The 24,666-nt window shown below is 62.0% G+C and carries 17 protein-coding genes; 13 read left to right on the top strand and 4 right to left on the bottom strand.

The genetic code is table 11. The features are described 5' to 3' along the window. Positions 1 to 54: 54 nt before the first annotated feature. Positions 55 to 858: a SirB1 family protein gene (locus tag FBY03_RS19455; RefSeq protein WP_147174005.1), complete on the top strand. Its 804-nt coding sequence runs from the start codon at positions 55 to 57 to the stop codon at positions 856 to 858. A gap of 201 nt (positions 859 to 1,059) precedes the next feature. Here FBY03_RS19455 and FBY03_RS19450 read toward each other — a convergent pair whose 3' ends face one another. The 3 genes from FBY03_RS19450 to FBY03_RS19440 form a co-directional block, all read right to left on the bottom strand. Next, positions 1,060 to 3,606 carry a LuxR C-terminal-related transcriptional regulator gene (locus FBY03_RS19450; RefSeq protein WP_147174004.1) on the bottom strand — a complete coding sequence of 849 codons (2,547 nt, stop codon included), beginning with the start codon at positions 3,604 to 3,606 and terminating at the stop codon, positions 1,060 to 1,062. 156 nt (positions 3,607 to 3,762) lie between these two features. Continuing rightward, entirely contained in the window at positions 3,763 to 5,133 is a 1,371-nt protein-coding gene (locus FBY03_RS19445; protein ID WP_147174003.1) for a DUF1329 domain-containing protein, read from the bottom strand. Between the two features lie 28 nt (positions 5,134 to 5,161). Then, positions 5,162 to 6,916, bottom strand: coding sequence for a DUF1302 domain-containing protein (locus tag FBY03_RS19440; RefSeq protein ID WP_147174002.1), 1,755 nt, complete (start codon positions 6,914 to 6,916; stop codon positions 5,162 to 5,164). 405 nt (positions 6,917 to 7,321) lie between these two features. On the opposite strand from FBY03_RS19440, the gene FBY03_RS22990 reads away from it, so the two are divergent. From FBY03_RS22990 to gcvT, 7 genes are all read left to right on the top strand, one after another. Next, positions 7,322 to 7,459 carry a hypothetical protein gene (locus FBY03_RS22990; protein WP_156088621.1) on the top strand — a complete coding sequence of 46 codons (138 nt, stop codon included), beginning with the start codon at positions 7,322 to 7,324 and terminating at the stop codon, positions 7,457 to 7,459. A 787-nt stretch (positions 7,460 to 8,246) separates the two neighbouring features. Further along, on the top strand, positions 8,247 to 8,630 hold the full coding sequence (gene gcvH / locus FBY03_RS19435) for a glycine cleavage system protein GcvH (protein WP_025164870.1): 384 nt from the start codon (positions 8,247 to 8,249) through the stop codon (positions 8,628 to 8,630). A gap of 10 nt (positions 8,631 to 8,640) precedes the next feature. Beyond that, a complete protein-coding gene (gene gcvP, locus FBY03_RS19430; RefSeq protein ID WP_147174001.1) occupies positions 8,641 to 11,505 on the top strand; it encodes an aminomethyl-transferring glycine dehydrogenase in 2,865 nt (954 codons plus the stop codon). Positions 11,506 to 11,803: 298 nt separating this feature from the next. Beyond that, on the top strand, positions 11,804 to 13,180 hold the full coding sequence (locus tag FBY03_RS19425; protein ID WP_147174000.1) for a sodium:alanine symporter family protein: 1,377 nt from the start codon (positions 11,804 to 11,806) through the stop codon (positions 13,178 to 13,180). A gap of 61 nt (positions 13,181 to 13,241) precedes the next feature. Continuing rightward, the gene (gene glyA / locus FBY03_RS19420) at positions 13,242 to 14,495 is read left to right on the top strand and encodes a serine hydroxymethyltransferase (RefSeq protein ID WP_147173999.1); all 1,254 of its coding nucleotides are present in this window, start codon (positions 13,242 to 13,244) and stop codon (positions 14,493 to 14,495) included. A 79-nt stretch (positions 14,496 to 14,574) separates the two neighbouring features. Next, complete coding sequence (locus tag FBY03_RS19415) at positions 14,575 to 15,951, top strand: L-serine ammonia-lyase (protein WP_147173998.1); 1,377 nt, start codon at positions 14,575 to 14,577, stop codon at positions 15,949 to 15,951. Positions 15,952 to 16,096: 145 nt separating this feature from the next. Beyond that, a complete protein-coding gene (gene gcvT / locus FBY03_RS19410; RefSeq protein WP_147173997.1) occupies positions 16,097 to 17,221 on the top strand; it encodes a glycine cleavage system aminomethyltransferase GcvT in 1,125 nt (374 codons plus the stop codon). Between the two features lie 861 nt (positions 17,222 to 18,082). On the opposite strand, the gene FBY03_RS19405 is transcribed toward gcvT, so the two are convergent. Beyond that, the gene (locus tag FBY03_RS19405) at positions 18,083 to 19,096 is read right to left on the bottom strand and encodes an AraC family transcriptional regulator (RefSeq protein ID WP_178090716.1); all 1,014 of its coding nucleotides are present in this window, start codon (positions 19,094 to 19,096) and stop codon (positions 18,083 to 18,085) included. A 194-nt stretch (positions 19,097 to 19,290) separates the two neighbouring features. Between FBY03_RS19405 and FBY03_RS19400 the strand changes: the two genes are divergently transcribed. The 5 genes from FBY03_RS19400 (at position 19,291) to FBY03_RS19380 (ending at position 24,614) form a co-directional block, all read left to right on the top strand. Next, positions 19,291 to 20,034, top strand: coding sequence for a triacylglycerol lipase (locus FBY03_RS19400; protein WP_147173995.1), 744 nt, complete (start codon positions 19,291 to 19,293; stop codon positions 20,032 to 20,034). A 91-nt stretch (positions 20,035 to 20,125) separates the two neighbouring features. Beyond that, positions 20,126 to 21,772, top strand: coding sequence for a wax ester/triacylglycerol synthase family O-acyltransferase (locus tag FBY03_RS19395; protein WP_147173994.1), 1,647 nt, complete (start codon positions 20,126 to 20,128; stop codon positions 21,770 to 21,772). Between the two features lie 62 nt (positions 21,773 to 21,834). Further along, a complete protein-coding gene (locus FBY03_RS19390) occupies positions 21,835 to 22,098 on the top strand; it encodes an acyl-CoA-binding protein (RefSeq protein WP_147173993.1) in 264 nt (87 codons plus the stop codon). 425 nt (positions 22,099 to 22,523) lie between these two features. Then, complete coding sequence (locus FBY03_RS19385; protein ID WP_218570805.1) at positions 22,524 to 24,107, top strand: long-chain fatty acid--CoA ligase; 1,584 nt, start codon at positions 22,524 to 22,526, stop codon at positions 24,105 to 24,107. A gap of 18 nt (positions 24,108 to 24,125) precedes the next feature. Beyond that, on the top strand, positions 24,126 to 24,614 hold the full coding sequence (locus FBY03_RS19380; protein ID WP_147173992.1) for a hypothetical protein: 489 nt from the start codon (positions 24,126 to 24,128) through the stop codon (positions 24,612 to 24,614). The last annotated feature ends 52 nt before the right edge of the window (positions 24,615 to 24,666 follow it).

Raw genomic sequence — 24,666 nt, 5'->3', positions numbered from 1 at the left:
CCATAGACGCGACGCAGGCAGCCGGTTACAACAGAGCTATCACAGGAGGTGTCCATGAACCCGCGCCAGACTTGCCTTGCTTGCCTCGACCGCGAGCCGCCTGCACTGTTCGAGGCGGCGCTGTGGATAGCCGCCGAACATGATCCGGCGCTACAGCCGGCGCAGGTACTCGGCGACTTCGCCGGTTTGCAGCACCAGGTCGGCGCCGGCCTGCCCCTGTTACCCGCCAAGGAGCTGGCGCAACCCCTGCTGCGGCGCCTCAGCGAACTGGGTTTTCACGAAGACAGCGGCAGCCCGCTGCGCCCTCAAGCGGCCTTGCTGCACCAGGTCCTGCAGCGTCGCCGCGGGCAACCCTTGTCGCTGGCATTGATTGCCCTGGAGCTGGCACGACGCCTGGAGATTCCCCTGCAGGGGGTGAATTTTCCCGGTTATTTTCTGCTGCGCGTGCCCGGCGCCGACCACCTGCTCGACCCCTGCGGCGGTCGCCGCCTGTACCCCCGCGACTGCCGCGAACTGCTCAGCCAGCAGCTCGGCGCCAACACCGAACTAGCGGCCAGCCACCTGCTCGGCTGCACGGCCGCCGACATGCTGCAACGGCTGTCGCGCAACCTGCGCCAGCTGCACCTGTTGGCCGAGGACTATCTGGCGGCCCTGAAAGATGCCGAGCGCGTGCTGCAACTGGGCGCCCCGACGGTCGCCGATCACCTGGCCCGCGCCGAGTTGTACCAGCGCCTGGAGTGCCCGCATGCCGAACGCTTCGACCTGGAACACGCGCTGCTGCTGTGCGATGACCCGGCGCAGCGCATGCTGCTCGGCGAGCGCTTGCGCCAGTTGGGCGCCACACCGGCACTGCACTAGGCGCACATCCTCGCTGGGTTAGCGGCCTGCGCTCTGATCGGGGAAGCACAGCGTTTAACGCCGCCAGTCAGCATCGGTACTCGCTCCGCTGCTAGGTTACGTCGCTCCGGAGAGGTTGTTTGAGCCAAGCACCGCGTAGGCGTCTAACCCAGGCGATGGGACTGATGATGATTGATGCCGCATGCTTGCGCCCAGCGGGCCTTACAACAACCCCAGCGCCTTGGCCCGCGCCACCGCCTGGGTGCGGCGCGCCACGCCGAGCTTACCGTTGATGCGCCGGGCGTGGGTTTTCACTGTGTGCAGGGAGATGAACAGTTGCTCGGCGACCTCCTGATTGGAGCAGCCCTGGGCAATCAGCCCCAGCACCGTCAGTTCGCGGCAGCTCAACAACGTGCCAGGCGCCTCTGCAACGCTGTCGTCCAGCGGCAGATCAGGACTTGTCTGCGCCTCGAACCAGCCACAGTGGTAATTCAGCTGTTGACGCAGGGCCTGCCCCGTCTGCCGCGCATACAGCGCCGCAGCATTGTCCGCATACGCGGTGCAGGCCGCGGCATAACTCAGCCACAGCTCGCTGGCGAGCGCCTGGCGACCCTGGGCCAGAGCCTGATCGAGCAATTCCCGTAGTGCTTGGCGAACGTCGTTGCCCTGTTCCAGGTCGAGGCGTAACAGCAGATGTTGCAAACGCGGTACCAGCTCAGGGAACAACGGTGGAGGCAGCATCGCCTGAAGCCGCTGCCGATGCTTGAGGACCCGGCTCACCGCCTCGCGAGCGCGCTCATGATGCCCCTGCCACACCCATAAATGGCTGCTGGCCAGCAGCAGGACACCGCGGTAGAGGCTGTCCGCCACCCGGTGACGCTGCATCAGGCGCTCGGCTTCGGCCAACAGGGCAAAAGCCGCGGGAATATCCTGCTGGCGAGCCGCCAGCTCCGCCAGCCCAAGGTAGCCGTGGAAAGCGCCAGGATCGCCATAGTGCAAGGCTTCATCGAGACCGGCCTGCAGTCGCTTGGCGGCCTCCTCCAAGTGACCTTGGCGCAGAGCCAGGCGGCCCAAGCGTAGGGAAATACGCCCCCACACCGGGGTCTGTCGCAGCAACGGCGCCTCCAATTGGTCGCGCACCCTGAGCATCAGCGCCTGGGCACGTACGAATTCGCCCCGCGACTCCAACAGCAAGGCGTGATCGAGCTCCAGTAAGGCTTCGAACACCGCACTGCCCTGGCGTCGAGCCTGCTTTAACGCCTCGTAACCGAGATGCTGCGCTTCCTCCAGATGCCCCTCGCCGATGGCCATCTGGGTCAACACCGAACGGCACAACAAGGCCTGCGCCCAGGCACCTTCGGGGAGCACGTCCAGGGCCTCGAGCAGATGAGTGCGAGCCTCGGCCGCACAGCCTCGGCCATAAGCGGCAATACCGCGCAAGGCCTGCCACTGGGCGAACAGCTCGCGCATGCGTTCGGCATCGCCGCGTGGTTGAAAGCGTTCCAGCTGGTCGGCGCAGGCTTCAGCCTCGTCCAGGCGCCCAACCAATAGCAATGCCCAGGTATTCAACAGAATCAGCCGCGGAGTGCTGGCCAGTAGGCTCTCAGGCAGTTCGCCACGCCAGCGCAGGATCAGCGCCAGATCCTGGCCCTGCAGCAGCTGCTCTTCGGTAAAGCGCTCGAGAAAGCTGGCCGCGACCTCCGGCTGTCCGGCCTTGAGCGCGTGTTCCAGCGCCGTGCGCACATCGCCTTGGGCGGCGAACCACTGGCTGGCGTGCAGGTGCAGACTGCAGCAGGGTCCAGCCGGCTGAGCACGCTGCAACAGAACGGCCAGCGGCGGGAACACCTCGAGCCAATCCGCTGCGCCATCCACTTCATTGATGAACAAGCCGCGCGCACGCAATTCCTGCAGCCAGTCGGCGCCCTCGCCCACGCCCAGCAGGTGCTCGCAGAGTTCGGCGTTGAACCGCGGAATCTGCGCCAGTTGACCGAGCGCATGTAGCAAGTCGGCCGACAGGCCATGCAACACTTCGTGCTCGATATAGTCGCGCAACAGCGCGCTGTGCTCCTCGCATAGCGGCGCGCCACCGGCCTCGCGTTCGCCCTGGGCGGCCAACAGCTGCAGGCGCAGCGCCGCCGGCCAGCCACGGGTCAGTGCACCCAGGCTGTCGGCCCAGGCCGTCCGGGATGGATCCACCTGCTGCAACCACGTGCCAATCTCGTCCGCGGTGAACGCCAGGTCCGCAGCGCCCAATTCGAACAACTCACCCTCCAGCAGCAAGCGTGGCAAGTTGCAGGCCGGCCGCCGCCGACTGCCGAGCCACCAGCACAAGCCGGGTGCAGCAACGCTGATCAGCCTATCGAGACAAGCATCGAGGTCGGCATCGGGCTCGCGCGGGTAGTCGTTGAGCATGATCCACAACGCACGCTGCTCTCGCTCCAGGGCTGCAAGCAGTTGCGTCTCGGCAGATGCCTGCGGATAGCCAAGGGCGATGGCCAGGTGTCGACAGAACTCCGCCGCCGACCAGGTATGGCCACCACAGTTGAGCCAGAGCGGGGTGTAGTCAGGCGGACAGGCACGGGCGCAATCGGCGAGTAACACCGACTTGCCGAAGCCCGCCGGCGCAATCAACAGGCGCAAACGGCAATCCTGCTCGAGCAGTCTGCGTTGCAACTGTTCGCGCTGGATATGCCCTGGAGGCAGCCGCTGCGGCACACTCCTGTCACAGGACGGCAAAGCGATGGGCGTAGAGAAGGCGTATGCGGTCATGGTAACTCGTAATTATTCTTATGCTGGGACCGGTGTTCCTGAGGCTAGCCGCCAATGCGGTCATTCGATAGCTGTATCACAACCCCTGATAATGGCCAATAAAAAAGGCGGCCCGAAGGCCGCCCAATTAGGGAGCAACGATGATTCGCCTATGCCTCAACGCACGCCAGAGGAGCGCAGGGCCGCAGGGGTATAGTCGGCGGCGCTGGCCTTGAAGCCGAACACGTAGGAGCTCTTCTCCTCGTTCTTCATGCCCAGGGCCAGGTAGCGACCCGCGACGATGTCGTAGAGGGCTTCCAGGGTATAGCCCGTCATTTCATGGTTGTAGTACTGCTGGGCATGCCCTTCGGCCACGCGCCACAACTGGCCGCGACCGTCGTAGTGGTCGACCAGGGCCAACTGCCAGCTGTCCTCGTCGAAGTACATGTGGCGCTTGGCATAGATGTGCCGCTCACCCGACTTCAGCGTAGCCTCGACTTCCCACACCCGGTGCAACTCGTAACGGGTCAGGTCCTGGTTGATGTGGCCGGCTTTGAGCACATCGTCGTATGCCAACTTAGGCGAGTCCAGCTTGTAGCTGTTGTAGGGGATGTACATCTCCTTCTTGCCCACCAGCTTCCACTCGTAGCGATCCGGTGCGCCGGAGAACAGGTCGAAGTTGTCCGCGGTGCGCATGCCGTCGGAAGCGGTACCCGGGCCGTCGTAGGCCACCTGAGGGGCACGCCGTACGCGGCGCTGACCGGCGTTGTAAATCCACGCCAGGCGCGGCTCCTTGACCTGATCGATGGTCTCGTGGACCAGCAGCACGTTGCCTGCCAGGCGCGAAGGTGCGGTTACCCGTTGCTTGAAGTAGAGCAGGATGTTGCTCGCCTTGGCCGGGTCGACGTCAGGCATGTCGGCGGGGAACGCAATCTCGTCCTCGAACTTGACCAGGCTGTAGGAGCCGTTGGTCTGCGGCGTGGCCTGGGTGATATAGCGCTTGACGTTACCGCCGCGGTAACGGGTGATGTGGTTCCACACCACCTCGACCCCGCTCTTCGGAATCGGGAAGGCGTAGTAGTGACTGTCGCTGAAGTTCTGCAGACCGTTGCCACCGTCGACACTGGTGGTATTCAGGGCGCTGCGTTTCGCTGCGGCATAGATCTCATCGGGCACCGCGGCGCTGCGATGGGTCGGATAGACCGGGATCTTGTAACTGTCGCTGTAACGCTTGAGCATCGCCAACTGGCCCGGAGACAGTTTGTCCTTGTACTGGTCGGCATTCGCCGCGGTGATGGTGAACAGCGGCTGTTCACTGCCGAACGGGTCGGCGAGGAAGCCCTTGTCATCGACCGCACCGGCGTTGGCCGGCAGACCGCCGTCCCAGGCCGGGATGCTGCCGTCGGCGTTGCCGGCCTTCTCCGCACCGAGCGGAGTCAGGGTGGTGCCCAGTTGCGCCGCCTCTTGTTCGGAGACCGCGGCCATCACACTGCTAGCCAACAGCGTCAGCGCCAGCGCACCGGTTTGCAGGATTCTTGTGGTTTTCATCGTGTACGGATCCTTTGCGCGTCGTTGATCAGAAATTCATACCGAAACTAAGGGCGACGAAGTCGCGGTCGGTGTTGGTGGTGTATTCACCGCCGAAGAAGTCGGTGTAGCTGAGGCTGGCGTTATAGGTGTTCTGGTAGTCGGCGTTGAGGCCAACGCTGATCGCCTTGCTGCCTTCGTTGAAGTTTGGTCCATAACCATCGACGTCATGCGACCAGGCGACGCTCGGCGTCAGGTTGATACCGGCGATCACGTTGGGGTATTCGGCACTGGCACGTGCACGGTAGCCCCACGAACTGCTGGTGAAGAAACCCTTGTCGTTACACTCATCCGGTTTGGCGGTGTTGAGCGCCCCCCGACACACTGCGTTATTGGCGACTTCACCGATGCCGAAGACCGGATCGCGACCGAAACGCAACTCGCCAACGTCGTTGTCAATACCGCTGACGTGGTTATAACCAACTTCGCCGACCAGAGTCAGGCGGCTGGCGCCCAGCACCCGATCGAAGAACTGGATCGCGGTAATCTGAGCCTGAGTGACGGGCTTGCGCACATAACCCTTGATTTCCTCACCCGCGACGTTGCGTGCATGGCCGCTGGTAAAGACTGGCGAGAAAGGTACTGCCAGGGAGGCGAAGGTGAGATCGGTGGAGTTGATCGAGATCGGCATGTTCGGCCGATAACTGACCTCACCGGACAGCGCGGTACCGCCGACGTTGGTCTGGAAGCTCAGGCCGTAGAGGCGAATGTCCTCCGGGTATTCGAGGAAATAGCGAGCATTTTGCGGAGCACCATTGGTGCTGCGGAGAAAACTGCCGCTTGGCGTGCGGCTATGGTAGTTGAGCGCGTAGAGGCCGAACTCGGTGTCGTTCAGCGACTCGGCGAACCAGCGCATGGCCACGCCGAACTGACCGCTGTCCCTGGCGTCGCGGTCGCCGGCGCGCGGAATAAAGACGGGATTGCCCGGCGCACCGGTGTTGTTCGACACTCCGGGGGCGACGTCGGCACCGGCCACTACCAGGCGATCGTCGCAACCATCGGCGGCGGTGTCGCCACCGGCGAAGAAGGTGCCACAGTTGTCGATGACGGTCTGATCCCATTCCAGCTGATAGAAGGCCTCCATGCTGACGGTGTCGGTCAAGCTCTGCGACAGGTAGAGCATGTTGACCGGAATCAGGCCTTCCTTGATCTCCGCGCCTGGACGGCGGAAAGCCGCGGCGTCGACCGGGTTGATCGAGTTGATCGAGTTCTGGATGAAGGTACTCTCACCCCAGCTGACCACCTGCTTGCCGACCCGCACGCTGCCCGGCTTATCGGCGACGCTGTAGTTGTGGTAGACAAAGGCGTCGAGAATCTGCGCGCCGGAAGCCTGAGCCGCCTCTTTGCGGTTGTGATCGTCGATGTCATACAACAACCGATGCTCGTCCTTGGTCTCGAAGTCATACCAGTATTTGCCGCGGATAAAGGCACCGGTATCGCCGTACTTCAGTTCGAGGTCATGGATACCCTTGAAAATCTTCGAGAAGGTCTCGCCCTTCTTGAAGTTCAGACGGCCATCGTCTTGAGTCTGCGACGCTGCCTGGCCGCCATTACGTATTCCGACAAAATCTGGATCCGCTCCGCGCACCGACCAGCTGGCCCCAATCGACAACGAAGAGTCGAACTGCCCCTCGAGTTCGCCGACATTGAAAGTAATGGCCTGGACCGGCGCGACACAGCCCAAGGCGACGGCAATGGCCAGCGCGCAAGGCTGGAAGACGGCATGTGTTGTTCTTGTTGTCATGCGGCTCTCCTGGAAAAGCATGGTTTCGTGTTGAGGCCCCCAAGCTAACCAGTCGCCCTCCGGTGGATAAGCGCCCGAAAGAGGTATTTACCCTGTCAGCCTAAAGAGTGAATCCCCTGCTGGGCTGGCGCTTTCCCGCCGCTGTATGAGCCGGCCCAATGACCTACTATTGAGTGGATGAATACTCCGTGACAGATCACCGCGATCCCTTGTCGACGCACTTGCCGCGCCGTCTGCAGGCCCACTACGACGCGGTTTACCTGGGGTAGGCTGACGCGCTCCGAGGCTTGAGGAGTGAACCGATGCCGGCCCGTCCGGCGCTTGGCGTTATAGATGGCTCGACTCGACTAGGCCGCGCCACCACAGGTAGCGCCCACGGCACCGCAGGGCAGCCTGGAGATCAACGTGGCGATCGTTGGCGCCAGTTACACCGGCTCGTGGATCGCCTACCAGCTGAAACGCCAAGCCCCCGAACTGCGCATCGCCATCGGCGAGACCGAGACGCTGGTTTTGACGCCTAAGGCCGCAACACTGGCTGGCTGATGGGCAACCGGCTCGGCGAGGAACAGCTACTCACCAACCTATCCGCCGACAGCGGCGTGCCGCGTCGAGCGGCTACGCGGCAATGCGGCAATGCCGATGCGGTGGCCGAAGTGTTGCGACGCGCAATATAGGGCGAGGCTACCGCTATAGCGGCGTGCTGCAGCGCGCCGCGCGTTACCCGAAGCAACAGTCTCGCTTGCGGCTGTGGTCCGCCACCCTGCATCGGCAAGACTTGAGCGAGGCCGACTAGCGTTGGTTCACCCCCGCCGAGCTGAACCGACAATAGCCATTCAATCGCCCTTCGGTGCCATCCACAGCGCGCTGCGCACAACCCCGCAGCCGACCAAGCCGGTGCGCAGCCAGCCCCAGGCGGTGGGAACACGTGGGTGTGCAGCTGCTCGGGACAGAGCCGCGTGACACCATAGCAACCGCTGACCCTGCCACAGTGCATTCCCACGCAACGGGGGCACCGCGGGCCACCCCCAACGTATCGAAATCGATACGGCGTAACGAAAGCCACACGAAAGCGACACAGAGCAGCCAACCCGCGACACCACGGGCTTTACGAGACACTCAACGGCCACATTTCCCAGCATCGTATCGAATTCAATACAACGATCCTTGCGATGCCTTCCCTGTATTTATATAAGTTATTGATTTTATTGGATAAATAAACAATGGCACCGCCCTTGCTAACGCTTTCCCCCAAAGCGCTCGCTGCCTGGCACGAGCACCTTGATCATCGCCCGCACGAGAATCGGGCGAGTCCCCTACTTGAGGAGTTCACATGAGCGAGTTGCGTTTTACCGTTGATCACGAATGGCTGCGCCAGGACGCAGATGGCTTGGTCACAGTCGGCATCACTGCTTATGCCCAGGAAGCCTTGGGTGATGTGGTGTTCGTGCAACTGCCGGAGCCGCAGACCTATGGCGAGGGCGACGAAGTCGCGGTGCTGGAATCGGTCAAAGCCGCCAGCAACATCGCCATGCCCCTGGCAGGCGAGATCGTCGAAGTGAATGCCGAGCTGGACGGCAGCCCCGAGCTGGTCAACGAAGACCCGCTGGGCAAGGGCTGGTTCTTCCGTTTCCGTCCAACCGACGCGGCTGCCGTGGCCGCCCTGCTCGACCAGGCCGGCTACGACCGCCTGCTGAAAGCCAACGACGACGCCTGAGGTAGCCGGCATGACTGAAGCAATCGATCTGGGCACCGCCAACGAATTCATCCCCCGGCATATCGGCCCGCGTGAGGCCGATACCGCCAGCATGCTCGAACAGCTCGGCTTTGACTCGCTCGACGCGCTGATCGCCAGCGTGATCCCCGAGAGCATCAAGGGCAGCAGCGTGCTCGAGCTGTCGGCGGGTCTCAGCGAAGCCGACGCCCTGGCCAAGATCAAGGCCATCGCGGTGAAGAACCAGCAGTTCAGCACCCATATCGGCCAGGGTTACTACGGCACCCACACGCCGAGCCCGATCCTACGCAACCTGCTGGAAAACCCGGCCTGGTACACCGCCTACACGCCTTACCAGCCGGAAATTTCCCAGGGTCGCCTGGAAGCCCTGCTGAACTTCCAGACCCTGATCAGCGACCTGTCCGGCCTGCCGATCACCAACGCTTCCCTGCTCGACGAGGCCACCGCCGCCGCCGAAGCCATGACCTTCTGCAAGCGCCTGTCGAAGAACAAGGCCAGCAACGCCTTCTTCGCCTCGCAGCATTGCCACCCGCAGACCCTCGACGTGCTGCGCACCCGCGCCGAGCCGCTGGGTATCGAAGTGGTGATCGGCGATGAGCGCGAGATCAGCGATGCCAGCGCCTACTTCGGCGCCCTGCTGCAATACCCGGCGAGCAATGGCGACATCTTCGACTACCGCGAACTGGTCGAGCGCTTCCACGCCGCCAAGGCGCTGGTTGCCGTAGCGGCCGATCTGCTGGCCCTGACCCTGCTCACGCCGCCCGGCGAATTCGGTGCCGACGTGGCCCTGGGCAGCGCCCAGCGCTTCGGTGTGCCGCTGGGTTTCGGCGGCCCGCACGCCGCCTACTTCGCCACCCGCGACGCGTTCAAGCGCGACATGCCGGGCCGCCTGGTCGGCGTCTCGGTCGATCGCTTCGGCAAGCCGGCCCTGCGCCTGGCCATGCAGACCCGCGAGCAACACATCCGCCGCGAGAAGGCCACCAGCAACATCTGCACCGCGCAGGTGCTGCTGGCCAACATCGCTAGCATGTACGCCGTGTACCACGGCCCACAGGGCCTGACCCGCATCGCCAAGCGCGTGCACCAGCTGACCGCGATCCTCGCCCAGGGCCTGGCCAAGCTGGGCCTGGTCGTCGAGCAACAGAGCTTCTTCGACACCCTGAGCCTGGCCACCGGCGTGCGCACCGCGCAACTGCACCAGCAAGCCCGTGCCATGAGCATCAACCTGCGTGAGATCGATGGCGAGCGCCTCGGCCTGTCGCTGGACGAAACCACCAACCAGGCCGCGGTCGAGCGTCTGTGGCAAGTCTTCGCCGAGCCGGGCCAGAGCCTGCCGGACTTCGCCGAGCTGGCCGCCACTGTCGCCAGCCAACTGCCGCAGGCATTGCTGCGCCAGTCGGCGATCCTGACGCACCCGGTATTCAACCGCTATCACTCGGAAACCGAGCTGATGCGCTACCTGCGCAAGCTGGCCGACAAGGACCTGGCGCTGGACCGCAGCATGATTCCGCTCGGTTCCTGCACCATGAAGCTCAACGCCGCCAGCGAGATGATTCCGGTGACCTGGGCCGAGTTCGGCAACCTGCACCCCTTCGCCCCGGCCGAGCAGAGCCAGGGTTACACCCAGCTGACCACTGAGCTGGAGGCCATGCTCTGCGCCGCCACCGGCTACGACGGCATGTCGTTGCAGCCGAACGCCGGCTCCCAGGGCGAGTACGCCGGTCTGCTGGCGATCCGCGCCTATCACCGCAGCCGCGGCGACGATCAGCGCGACATCTGCCTGATTCCGCAATCGGCCCACGGCACCAACCCGGCCACCGCCAGCATGGCTGGCATGCGCGTGGTGGTGACCGCCTGCGACGCACGCGGCAACGTCGACATCGACGACCTGCGCGCCAAGGCCGAGGAACACAAGGAGCGCCTCGCCGCGCTGATGATCACCTACCCCTCGACCCACGGCGTGTTCGAGGAAGGCATCCGCGAAATCTGCCAGATCGTCCACGACAACGGCGGCCAGGTGTACATCGACGGCGCCAACATGAACGCCATGGTCGGCCTCTGCGCACCGGGTCAGTTCGGCGGCGACGTGTCGCACCTGAACCTGCACAAGACCTTCTGCATCCCCCACGGCGGTGGCGGTCCTGGCGTCGGCCCGATCGGCGTCAAGGCGCACCTGATCCCCTTCCTGCCCGGCCACGAGAAGATGGCGCGCAAGGAAGGTGCGGTCAGCGCGGCACCGTTCGGCAGCGCCAGCATCCTGCCGATCACCTGGATGTACATCACCATGATGGGCGGCCAGGGCCTCAAGCGTGCCTCGCAGCTGGCGATCCTCAATGCCAACTACATCGCTCGCCGCCTGGAAGAACACTACCCAGTGCTCTACACCGGCAGCAACAGCCTGGTCGCGCATGAGTGCATCCTCGACCTGCGTCCACTGAAAGAAACCAGTGGCATCAGCGTCGACGACGTGGCCAAGCGCCTGATCGACTTCGGTTTCCACGCCCCGACCATGTCCTTCCCGGTCGCCGGCACCCTGATGATCGAGCCGACCGAAAGCGAATCCAAGGAAGAGCTGGACCGCTTCTGCGACGCCATGATCGCCATCCGCGCGGAAATCCACGCGGTGGAACGCGGTGAACTGGACCCCGAGGACAACCCGCTGAAGCACGCGCCGCACACCGCGGCCGAGCTGGTCGGTGAGTGGAGCCACAGCTACAGCCGCGAACAGGCGGTCTACCCAGTGGCGTCATTGATCGAGGCCAAGTACTGGCCACCGGTCGGCCGGGTCGACAACGTGTTCGGCGACCGCAACCTGGTGTGCGCCTGCCCGTCCATCGAGGCCTACCAGGAGGCGTAACGGCTCCACCCTTAGCCCGGATGCAATCCGGGAGCGTTTAACGGCAATCCCCGGATTACCTCCGGGCTACGGGACAAAGGTCGCTGCGCCTTATCGGCGACCGCCAACGTGTTTGCAGGGGGCGGCAAGTTTCTTGTGTCGGCAAACCCATGGTGCATGCCGCCTCCTTGCAACAACTTCATTGCGCCCATGCGCGAACCCTTAGCGATTTAGAAATCCCATCGCGGCAAAACCGCAGACAGCCCTTATCCGGCACGGGTCACCCCTGTGCACTTACAACAAGAAAGAGGTGCTCTACATGGAATTCATCACCAACCTGACCAATCAACTCAACGGACTGGTATGGGGGCCGCCCATGCTGGCGCTGATCCTCGGCACCGGTCTGTTCCTCATGCTGCGCCTGAAACTCATGCCTTTGTCGAAGATCGGTGCGGGTTTCGCCCTGATGTGGCAAGGGCGCAAGAAAGACGATGAGGCCAGCGGCGAAATCAGCCCGTTTCAGGCGCTGATGACCTGCCTGGCGGCCACCGTGGGTACCGGCAATATCGCCGGTGTGGCCACCGCCATCTTCCTCGGCGGCCCCGGTGCGCTGTTCTGGATGTGGTGCACCGCCTTGGTCGGCATGGCCACCAAGTACTGCGAAGTGGTGCTGGCGGTGCACTACCGCGAGACCGACGACCGCGGCGAGCACGTCGGCGGGCCGATGTACGCGATCAAGAACGGCCTGGGCAAGAAGTGGCTGTGGCTCGGCACCGCGTTCGCCATCTTCGGCGGTTTCGCCGGTTTCGGCATCGGCAACATGGTCCAGGTCAACAGCATGGCGCATGCCCTGGAAACCACCTTCGCCATCCCGCTGTGGCTGACCGGCCTGGTCAGCATGCTGCTGGTCGGTATGGTGATCCTCGGCGGTATCAAGCGTATCGGTAAAGTCGCCGCGACCCTGGTGCCGTTCATGTGCGTGGCCTATATCGTCGCCGCCATAGTAGTGCTGGTGGTACACGCCGACGCCATTCCGGGCGCCTTCGCGCTGATCTTCACCCATGCCTTCTCGCCGGTGGCCGCGGTCGGTGGTTTTGCCGGTGCAGCGGTCATGGCGGCCATCCGTTTCGGTGTGGCGCGTGGCATCTTCTCCAACGAAGCGGGCCTCGGCACCGCGGGTATCGCCCAGGCCGCCGGCACCACCAGCAGCCCGGTGCGTTCGGGGATGATCGGCATGCTCGGGACCTTCATCGACACCATCGTCATCTGCACCATGACCGGCCTGGCGATCATCGCCTCCGGCGTGTGGACCAGCGGCGTCAGCGGCGCGGCCCTCTCGGCGGCGGCCTTCGAATCGGCCATGCCCGGCTACGGCGGCGCGTTGTTGAGTGTCGCCCTGGTGGTCTTCGCCTTCACCACCATCCTCGGCTGGAGCTACTTCGGTGAGAAGTGCTGGGAGTTCATGATGGGCACCAAGGCGATCATGCCGTTCCGCATCATCTGGGTCCTGGCCGTACCCTTCGGCGCCGTCGCCCAACTGGACTTCGCCTGGCTGCTGGCCGACACCCTCAACGGGTTGATGGCCATCCCTAACCTGCTGTCGCTGCTGCTGCTCAGCCCGATCGTGGTCAAGCTGACCCGTGACCACTTCGCCCGTGACGCCGGCGTGCGCGGCATCGAAGTGCTGCAGCGCTAACCCCAAGCCCTTACTTGGCGCGACCGGTCCACGGTCGCGCCCCTCTTAAAGGACACCCTCGATGTTCTCCAAAAGCCTGACCCTGAACGACTACGACCCGGCCCTGGCCCTCGCCATCGCGGCGGAAGAGCGCCGCCAGGAAGACCATATCGAACTGATCGCCTCGGAAAACTACACCAGCCCGGCGGTGATGCAGGCCCAGGGCACTGGCCTGACCAACAAGTACGCCGAAGGCTATCCGGGCAAGCGCTACTACGGTGGCTGCGAGCACGTCGACGTGGTCGAGCAGCTGGCCATCGACCGCGCCAAGCAACTGTTCGGTGCCGACTACGCCAACGTCCAGCCGCACTCCGGCTCCTCGGCCAACAGCGCGGTGTACCTGGCCTTGATCAATGCCGGCGACACCATCCTCGGCATGAGCCTGGCGCATGGCGGTCACCTGACCCACGGCGCCAAGGTCAGCTCCTCCGGCAAGCTGTACAACGCCGTGCAGTACGGCATCGATGGCGATGGCCTGATCGATTACGACGAGGTCGAGCGCCTGGCCGTCGAACACCAGCCGAAGATGATCGTCGCCGGTTTCTCCGCCTATTCGAAAACCCTGGACTTCCCGCGTTTCCGCGCCATCGCCGACCAGGTCGGTGCCTTGCTGTTCGTCGACATGGCCCACGTCGCCGGCCTGGTCGCCGCCGGTCTCTACCCGAATCCGCTGCCCTACGCCGACGTGGTCACCACCACCACCCACAAGACCCTGCGCGGTCCGCGCGGCGGCCTGATCCTGGCCAAGAGCAATCCCGAAATCGAGAAGAAGCTCAATTCCGCGGTGTTCCCCGGTGCCCAGGGCGGCCCGCTGATGCACGTGATCGCCGCCAAGGCAGTGTGCTTCAAGGAAGCCCTGGAGCCGAGCTTCAAGCAGTACCAGGCGCAGGTGATCAAGAACGCCCAGGCCATGGCGCAAGTGTTCATCGGCCGCGGCTACGACGTGGTCTCCGGCGGCACCGACAACCACCTGTTCCTGCTCAGCCTGATCAAGCAGGGCCTGACCGGCAAGGCCGCAGACGCAGCGCTGGGCGCCGCGCACATCACGGTGAACAAGAACGCCGTGCCGAATGACCCGCAGTCGCCCTTCGTCACCTCGGGCCTGCGCATCGGCACCCCGGCAGTCACCAGCCGCGGCTTCAAGGAAGGCGAGTGCCGCGAACTGGCCGGCTGGATCTGCGACATCCTCGCCGAGCTGGACAACCCCAGCGTGATCGAACGGGTTCGTGGTCAGGTCGCCGACCTGTGCGCCACCTTCCCGGTCTACGCTGAATAAATACACAGGCTTCTTATGCTGACAGTCAGGCGTGACTATGCCCCCTGACCGTCAGCTGGACCAGAAGCAGGAGCTCAGCATGTCACTCAGCGTTTTCGACCTGTTCAAAATCGGCATCGGTCCCTCCAGCTCGCACACGGTCGGGCCGATGCTCGCCGCCGCACGCTTCGCCGAAGGCCTGCGCCGCGACGACCTGCTCAACAGCACCGCATCGCTTAAGGTCGAGCTGTATGGCTCGCTCGGTGCCACCGGCAAGGGCCACGGCAGCGATAAGGCCGTGCTGCTCGGCCTCGAGGGCGAGCTGCCGGACAGCGTCGACACCACCACCATCGAGCCGCGCCTGGCAGCGATGCGCAAAGCCGGCGTACTCAATCTGCTCGGCGAGAAAGCCATCCGCTTCGTCGAGAAAGAACACCTGGCGATGATCAGGAAACCCCTGCCGTATCACCCCAACGGCATGATCTTCCGCGCCTTCGACGACGCCGGCCTGCAGATCCGGGCGCGCGAGTACTACTCGGTGGGTGGCGGTTTCGTGGTCGATGAGGAGGCGGCCGGCGCCGACCGTATCGTCGAAGACCGCACCCCGCTGACCTACCCCTTCACCACCGGCAAGCAGCTGCTGGCCCACTGCGCCGAACATGACCTGTCGATCAGCCAGCTGATGCTGGCCAATGAGACGGCCTGGCGCCCGGAAGCGGAAACCCGCGCCGGCCTGCTGAAGATCTGGCAGGTGATGCAGGATTGCGTGGAAGCTGGCTGCCACCACGAGGGCATCATGCCCGGCGGCCTGAAAGTCAAACGCCGCGCCGCCGCGCTTTACCGTCAGCTGTGCAAGAACCCGGAAGCCGCGCTGCGCGACTCGCTCAGCGTGCTCGACTGGGTCAACCTCTACGCCCTGGCGGTCAACGAGGAGAACGCCAGCGGCGGCCGCGTGGTCACCGCACCGACCAACGGCGCGGCCGGCATCGTGCCGGCGGTGTTGCACTACTACATGCGCTTCATCTCCGGGGCCAACGACGACGCGGTGGTGCGCTTCCTGCTCACCGCCGCCGCCATCGGCATCCTCTACAAGGAGAACGCCTCGATTTCCGGCGCCGAAGTCGGCTGCCAGGGTGAGGTCGGCGTGGCCTGTTCGATGGCGGCCGGCGCCCTGTGCGAAGTCCTCGGCGGCACGGTGGCGCAGGTGGAGAACGCCGCCGAGATCGGCATGGAGCACAACCTCGGCCTGACCTGCGACCCGATCGGCGGCCTGGTTCAGGTGCCGTGCATCGAACGCAACGCCATGGGCTCGGTGAAGGCGATCAACGCCGCACGCATGGCCCTGCGCGGTGATGGCCAGCACTTCGTCTCCCTCGACAAGGTGATCCGCACCATGCGCCAGACCGGTGCCGACATGAAGAGCAAATACAAGGAAACCGCCCGCGGCGGCCTGGCGGTCAACATCATCGAATGCTGATGCCCCGACTCGGTACGACACACACAACCCGGTGGGAGCGAGCTTGCTCGCGATGCTCTTCGCAGCGGATCGCGAGCAAGCTCGCTCCTACAACAGCCCTAACCCTTCGCGCATCTCGCGGCACATTAGAACCTGGAGCGACAGCATGACCAGCGAAACCCTGGCGAAAACCCCGTTACACGCCCTGCACCTGGAACTCGGCGCACGCATGGTGCCCTTCGCCGGCTACGACATGCCGGTGCAGTACCCGCTCGGCGTGATGAAAGAACACCTGCACTGCCGCGACCAGGCCGGCCTGTTCGACGTCTCGCACATGGGCCAGCTGACCCTGCGTGGCGCCGATGCCGCCAAGGCCCTGGAAAGCCTGGTGCCGGTGGACATCATCGACCTGCCGGTGGGCATGCAGCGCTACGCCATGTTCACCGATGACAACGGCGGCATCCTCGACGACCTGATGGTCGCCAATCTGGGCAACGACACGCTGTTCCTGGTGGTCAACGCCGCCTGCAAGGAGCAGGACCTGGCCCACCTGCGCAAGCACATCGGTGCGCAGTGCGAGATCGACAGCCTGTTCGAATCGCGCGCCCTGCTCGCCCTGCAAGGGCCGAAGGCGGTGGATGTGCTGGCCCGCCTGGCGCCGCAAGTGGCCGAGATGACCTTCATGCAGTTCGCCAGCGTGCGCCTGCTCGGGGCCGACTGCTTCGTCAGCCGCTCCGGCTACACCGGCGAAGACGGATACGAGATTTCCGTACCCAATGAACAGGCCGAAGCCCTGGCCCGCGCCTTGTTGGCCGAGCCGGAAGTGGCGGCCATCGGCCTCGGCGCGCGCGACTCACTGCGTCTGGAGGCCGGGCTGTGCCTGTACGGCCACGACATGAGCACCGCTACCACGCCGATCGAAGCCAGCCTGCTGTGGGCCATGTCCAAGCCACGCCGCGCCGACGGCGCACGGGCCGGCGGCTTCCCCGGCGCCGAGCAGATCTTCGCACAGCAACAGAATGGCGTGAGCAGCAAGCGCGTCGGCCTGCTGCCGCAGGAGCGCGTACCGGTGCGTGAAGGCGCGGAAATCGTCGACGCCGACGGCAACGTGATCGGCATCGTCAGCAGCGGCGGCTTCGGCCCGACCCTCGGCGCCCCCGTGGCGATGGGCTATGTGCAGAGCAGCCATGTCGCCGTGGACAGCCCGGTCTGGGCAGTGGTGCGCGGCAAGCGTGTGGCGATGAAAGTCGCGAAGACCCCGTTCGTACCGCAGCGCTATTACCGCGGCTAAACGAACCTAGGCTACGGCAGACGCGGTCCACGTAGCCCGGATAAGCCTTGGCGTAATACGGGATTAGGGTGTCCCGGATTACGCTGCGCTTATCCGGCTATCTGGTTACGCGCTCCCTGTAGTCGCGGCCTTGCAAATAAACATAGGATCTACAAAAGCGAGCGGATGACGCCCTACTCCCCCGCGCCAACTCAAAGGCTACCCGCTCGCGCGCTTCGCGCAGCGCCACCGCCCACCAGTTCAACTGCACCGGCATAGGCGCCATGGCGGCACTGTGCCGGCGCAACTCAAGCATCCGCCCTGCTCGTCGAATTGATCCCTAGGGTCTGTTGCCGTTTCATTGCGAGCCGCGTTGCCGCGAGAAATGGCCCCCGTTTAGGCGCAGGACGCAGGTAATGGTCATTCCCTTGCCAAGTCCTGCAACAACAGCGGGGGCCATTTCCCGCGCAACCCGAAGGGCCGGGCCTGTTTTTGCGCGATGCGGCGTTTCTCGTCGCTCATTTGGAACAACCAAACCGCGCTCCTTGTGCCTTGCCTCGCGCAAAAACAAGCTACGGCGCGGCCGCGAATGAAACGGCAACAGACCCTGGGGCTGTCCAGCTCCCGGCAACATTCCCCCGCATCGTTTTCTCCATCTGTGTAACTGCACCTGCGGCCCGCCCTTGCGGTGGGCTTTCTCACTTCGAATTGGCGCAGCGAAGAACGCTCACGGAGCGCCGGCAATTCGCGCCTGGCGATGCAGCAGCTAACCGGTAAGCGCGAAGCTCATGCAGGAGTTGCCATTGCTTTCGCTCGCCATTGCGATGTGCTGCTGAGGATGAGGCTACCCATCGAGCGCTGGGCGTCGGTTGACGATGCCCGCTATAAGCGAGCGAGCGCCAGGGTTTTGCGGAACTCGGTCGGGCTGGTTCCCGACCAACGCGCAAACGCACGAATAAATGCGGCCGGTTCGCTGTAAGACAACTGGTAGCCGATGGCTTTTACGGAGTCGTCGGAATGAGTCAACAGGTAGACGGCACGGTCAAACCTAATCTTGTCGATCAACTCTGAATACTGCACGCCCTCGTCATTCAGATGCCGACGCAAGCTACGCTCGGAACAATTCAACGACTCCGCCATTGCTGCTGCACCTGGATACGCATCCATACACGACAAGGTATTGAGCACTCGCTGCTGACAGGATGTTGCAGCAAATCGCGTAGCGGACTCACAGCAATGTTGCAGGAAAATGTTGTAGGTGAACTCGCTGCGTTTCGGGTTGATCGCCCTCCCGATTTCATGATCAAAGGTGATGTAGGTGAAATCGTGGCCGAAACTGACCGGGCAATTGAATTCGGTTAAATGCCGTTCCGCTTGTTCGGGTGGCGGATAAGCGAAAGCGACTTTGGTAACGAAACCCTTTGCCGCGCCGCCGAATATTTCGCCGAGCAACCGCTGAGTGCCACGCATCGACAGATTGATCAGAAAAGCATAATGCCGCTCCAGATTGACCGTCTGCCGATAGCGCACCACGGCCCTGCCCGGTTCCAGCGAGCCGATAAGCTCAGGCGTGAACCAGCGATTGGACAATGCTTGAAAACGCCGCAACAAATAGCCCGCATGATTCAAATCGACGGCATTGGCCACCAATCCACCGAGCATGCCGAGGCTATTGAGGTTGACTTCCCCAGCGATGGCCAGCCCGAGTTCATCCATATTGTTGCTACCGACCAGCCGTTGAATATTGGCGTAGACGGCGAGTTCGGCTTTGCCGTTGAGCAGGGTCTCTGCCTGCAAATAGGCCCGGCCATCCAGCCCGCTGCCGCGCAACACCTCAGCCAGATCGTAGCCGCGCTGAAGCACTTGCTGAATGCAAAACGCTAGCAATGCGGGCATCGGGTAAGTCGGTTGCAGTGGGTCCATTTTGCTGATGAAACCGATAATTTGGCCGTAATTGTCAACTGTATGGCCGTTCCTAGCCTAGGGGCAAGTCGCTTTGGCTTGTAGGCTTTTTGCATACCTCTATATCGCTCGCAGCCAATGTCGGCACAACGACGCTCAATCCAACAATTAATAAAGAAGAACAACCCATGACAGAGAAGCAAGCCAGCGAAACTATTCGAGCCCCCGGTCTGCGCTTGCTGGCGATGGAGTTGCGTGTACCGCTGGAAATATTTTCCACGCTGGCGTTGTGGCCGCTGCTGACGGCCAGAGCGCGCGGCGATGGACATCCGGTATTGGTCTTTCCGGGCCTTGTCGCCAGTGACCGCTCGACGTATCTGCTGCGGCGTTTTTTGAAAGCACAGGGCTACTCGGTGCACTGCTGGGAAATGGGTCGCAACCTTGGGCCGCAGCCCGGCGTGATGGGCGCCTGCCTGAAACGCATCGATGAGTTGCGCGCGCAGCATGGACGCAAAGTTAGCCTGGTAGGTTGGAGTCTGGGCGGTCTGTTCGCCCGCGAGCTGGCGAAAATGCGCCCCGATGACGTACGCATGGTGGTGTCGCTAGGCAGCCCATTTGCCGGGCCTGAAAGCGCCAGCAATGCGCGCGGCATCTACCGACGCTATAACCCGCCTAAAGGCGAAGCGGCTAGCGAGTTCCCCAACCTGAATCAGGCGCCGTCGATGCCGACGACTTCGATTTACAGTCGCAGCGACGGCATAGTGGCTTGGCCCTGCTGCATCCAGAACGACAACCCGCATACCGAAAATATCGAGGTGCATGCCAGCCATGTCGGCATGGGCATGAACCCTATGGTGCTGCGCATTCTCGCCGACCGCCTCGCGCAGCCCGAGGGTGCGTGGCAACCCTATCGTCGTTCGAACGTGGACTAATGCGCCATTTCTGGAGTGTGGAGATTCGCCAGCCGGCTGCGCAAGTGCACGTATTCGACTAATCCCACCTAAGCAATCGAGAGGCGTTGACATGGCGCGTGGCTTAAAACATTTAACGGCGATGGACGCGATGTTTCTCTATGTGGAAACGCCCGAGATGCCGATGCACGTGAGTTCCTTGATGTGCTGCACGCTGCCCGAGGGCTATCAAGGTGACTATTTCGAGGACGTGAAAGCCCTGCTGCAAGCGCGCCTGCATCTGGCCAGCCTATTCACTAGCAAGCTGGTGCAGATGCCGTTCGACCTCACCACGCCGGTTTGGGTTGAAGACGAAAATCTTGATTTGGATTACCACGTGCGGCGGATGGTGCTATCCAAACCGGGTACGCGCGAACAGCTACACGCGCTGGTTGCGCGGCTGCAATCATCGCTGCTCGACCGCAGTCGTCCGTTGTGGGAGATCTACGTCATCGAAGGGCTGGAAAATGGCGAGGTAGCGGTTTTCAACAAGATTCACCACGCCGCGATGGATGGCCAGGGCGGCGTGGCGGTGGCCAATATGATTTTGGACATCACACCGGAACCGCGTGCGGTGCGACCACCGCGCACGCGGCTGTATCGTAGCAATGATCAACTTGGCGCCGCCGAGATGATGAGCGCTGGCCTTGGCAATACGGCGGGCCAAGTCAAGAAAGTCGCGACGGTGTTCGGCCAATTGTTGGCAATGGGCAGCGACAAAGTAATAAACAGTATTTCGTGGAAAGCTTTACTCAAAAGCAGCAAAGCTGTCGGCGTCGAAGCAGCGGAACAAAGCACCCCGCCACCACGTGAGCGCCAACGCTTCGCACCGACCACGGTGTTCAACGGCAGCATTACCAATCAGCGCTCGGTGACCAGTTTCTCGCTGGATTTGGCCGAGCTGAAAGAGCTAGGCAAATCCGTCGACGCGACCATCAATGACATGGTAATGGCGATTTGTTCCGGCGCGCTGCGTAGCTATCTCAGTGATGCCAACGCTTTGCCGGCCAAGTCGATGATCGGTGCGGTGCCCTACTCGATGCGCGCGCAAGGCAACACTGACATTTCCAATCAGTCGTCAATGGGTTACATGCGCCTGCGTACCGACATCGCCGACCCGATGCGACGGCTGCGCGCGATTCAGGAGTCCTCGCAGGCGTTCAAACAAGACAACGCGGTGTTCAAAGGTTTCGCGCTGACTGATTTTCCATCGGTCGGCTTGCCGTGGCTGTTGCCGATGATGGTCAACTTCGTCACCCGCGCGCGCTTGGCGGAAAAAGCCCCCGCGCTTGCCAACGTCGCCATCTCGAATGTGCCGGGACCCAATATGCCGCTGTATTTTGCTGGCGCGCGCCTTCGCACCTTTGCCCCGGTAAGCATCGTCATGCACGGCGTGGCGCTGAATATCACGGTGCAAAGCTACAACGGCGGACTGCATTTTGGTGTGGTGGCGTGCCGCCGCGCGTTGCCCAACATGGAAGATTTTGCCGAGGATATGTTGGCCGCTTATGAGGACTTGAAGAAAGCCATCGCGCGGCATCATCGCAAGCTGACAAAGGAGGCGAATGAGGCGAATGAGGCGGGCAACGATGCTCTCCACAACGGCGTGTCATCAGCACCCACTGGCGAAAAAACCAAGTCACCTCGTGCGCCGATCAAGCGCAGTAAGCCTGTGCTGGTCAAAGTATTGCCCAAACCCGCGGCGAAGAAATCCACCTGACCTTGCATCGCCGCTGTCTGCCATAAAGCGTGACGGTGTCTTTCTTTTAATGAGTATTTGCCATGAATGAACTGGATCAACGCTTCAAACGCGCGACAGAAATCGCCAACCGTGACATCGGCTTCAAGCCAGAGGCGGCGGTCCTGCTGCGGTCCTATGCACTCTATAAGCAGGCCACTATCGGTGATATTGAGGGCGAGCGCCCCGAGCCCGACGAGGTTGTCGACATCGCGAAGTACGCCGCGTGGGAGCAACTAGAAGGCATGAGCTCAGACGAAGCCAAACAACAATATGTGAACTTGGTCGAGAAAACATTGGCGGAATGATTCGCCGCACCAGGCTTCCCGCCCTGAAGACCGACCACCGATGACACGCTAATCCCCCTGCCGAGCCGATGCCAGCTTACGCACTTCCTGGACCAACAGATTTATATCCAGCGGCGAATACGATCTGACTGCAAACATCGTGCATTTGCCATTGGCGCACATCGGCGGCGCACCTGCTGGCAGCGCAGACATTTCACTTTTTCTAGGCCGCCGGACGTCTCGGCGCGCACAACGCGGTTCCCTCGAACCGAAGATCGGTGCGCATGACAATTCAACTGGCGTGATGAACTTCGTAGCGCCGCCGCAACGCTGTTCGGTGAATAACGTGCAGGTCTACGGGCGATGTTCGTGATTAAGGTGCTGGATAAGTTTTTCGTTTAGACGCACTGATACTTTCACTATCAAACGTTTCAATAAAGGGTTTCATGATGCTGAATATCGCCGCCAATCTCCAACGCACAGCTTGCTATTTCCCTAACAAAATCGCGATCCATTTCATGGACCAGACGATCACTTATGGGCAATTGAACGCGGCGGTCAATCAGATTGCCAATGGCCTGCGCACCAAGGGTGTAGTCAAGGGTGACAAGGTGGTGTTGGCCTGCCCTAACCTGCCGTATTTTCCGATGATCTACTACGCGATCCTCAAGCTCGGCGCAGTGGTGGTACCGATCAATATCCTGCTCAAGGGATCGGAAATTGCGTACCACCTGAAGGATTCAGAAGCCAAGGCCTTCTTCTGCTTCGAGGGCGGCCCCGATCTACCGCTCGGCAGTGAAGGTCTCAGGGGCTTCAAGGAAGCAGGAACCTGCGCCAATTTTTTTGTCATCACGGCAGATCCGACCAAGCCATCGGTCCTGGAAGAAGCCACCACTCTGGCTAGCCTGATGGCTGGCCAATCGCCGATGGGCGATTATGAACTGACCGCCGAAACCGATACTGCCGTCATTCTCTATACCTCGGGTACCACTGGCAAACCAAAGGGTGCGGAACTCAGTCAGTCCAACATTGCGATGAATATGACGGTCGCCAATCAACTGGCCAAGATCGACAGTACCGATGTGCAATTGATTGCGCTCCCGCTGTTCCATTCATTGGGTCAAGTGCTGCAGATGAATTCGACGATACAGGTTGGAGCCAGCATGGTTCTGCTGGCTCGCTTCGACCCCGATGCGGCATTCAAGGCAATGCTGGAACATAACGTCACGCTATTCGCCGGCGTACCGACCATGTTCATTGCACTGCTGAATTTGCCGGGCGCTGCGGAAAAATATGACCTGGCAGTGATCGCCACTCATCTCCGTCTCGGCATATCCGGGGGCGCCGCGATGCCAGTGGAGGTAATGAAAAATTTTGAAGCCAAGTTTGGCATCATAATTCTGGAAGGCTATGGCTTATCAGAAACCAGCCCGTCTGCGACCTTTACCGATCCGAACGGCGCACGCATTGCTGGCAGTGTTGGCAAGGCTTCACTGGGCTGCGAAGTGCGACTGGTGGATGAGTCCGGCGCGGAAGTCGCTAATGGTGAGCGCGGAGAGATTACGATTCGTGGTCACAACGTCATGAAGGGCTATTACAAGCGTCCCGAGGCTACAGCTGATGCGATTCGCAACGGCTGGTTCTACACGGGCGACATCGGAAAACTGGATGCCGATGGCAATATCTACATTGTTGATCGCGTCAAGGACATGATAATTCGAGGCGGCTTCAACGTGTACCCGCGCGAATTGGAAGAAGTGCTAAGTGCACATCCGACGGTGGCACAGGTCGCGGTAATTGGTATTCCTCATGAAATCCATGGTGAAGAAATAAAGGCGCTCCTGATCTTGAAATCGGGGCAAATGACGACCCCCGAGGCAATCATCGAATGGTGTAAGGAGCGCATTGCGGGTTACAAATACCCGCGTATTGTTGAAATTGTCGATGCCCTGCCGATGACTGCCACCGGAAAAATTCTCAAACGCGAATTGCGCGCGCAGCACGATGCCGCCAACGCCAGAAAAAACTGAAATTTGGAAGGAATAACAATGAGCAGTGATATTGCGCACGTAATACGCATCGAAAGAATCATCAGTGGCTTAGTGAACGCCGTAATCAACGGCGGCTTGGCGTGGTATTTGTTCAAGAGCAAACCGGCGCTTTTGCTGTGGGGCAGCGAAGGCTTTGGCGCTGATTTAATGGCCACTGCATTCATTATGCTGTTCATCGTCGCCTTGATCGTTGTGCCGATCTTTCGCCGCAAGGCGCGACTGGGAAACATTTCTGCCACTTGGGATAACGATCGCTGGCTGCACCGCCAACTGCAACGATTCCCGCATTCGCCGCTCGGCATTGCCGTCATATTCGGCCTGGTGGGCATGGTGGTCTTTGTTCCGCCGACCCTATTGGCGCTAAGCGTCAGCAACATTACGGAACTCACCCCTGCGCAATACGCCATCTGCAAAGGGTGTTGGGCCGGTTCGCTGGCAGCAGTCTTGGTCGGGTCGATGATTCGCGTGGCGGTATCGCGGCGCTGATTTACCTTTGCCCAAGAGTCGGCAACTCGCGCGATCTCATCCTGGCGTCGCC

The organism is Pseudomonas sp. SJZ079, from assembly GCF_007993865.1.
Taxonomy (GTDB): Bacteria; Pseudomonadota; Gammaproteobacteria; order Pseudomonadales; family Pseudomonadaceae; genus Aquipseudomonas.
Note: the sequence above shows the minus strand (reverse complement) of the source record. Positions and strands in the feature narration are given on the sequence as shown.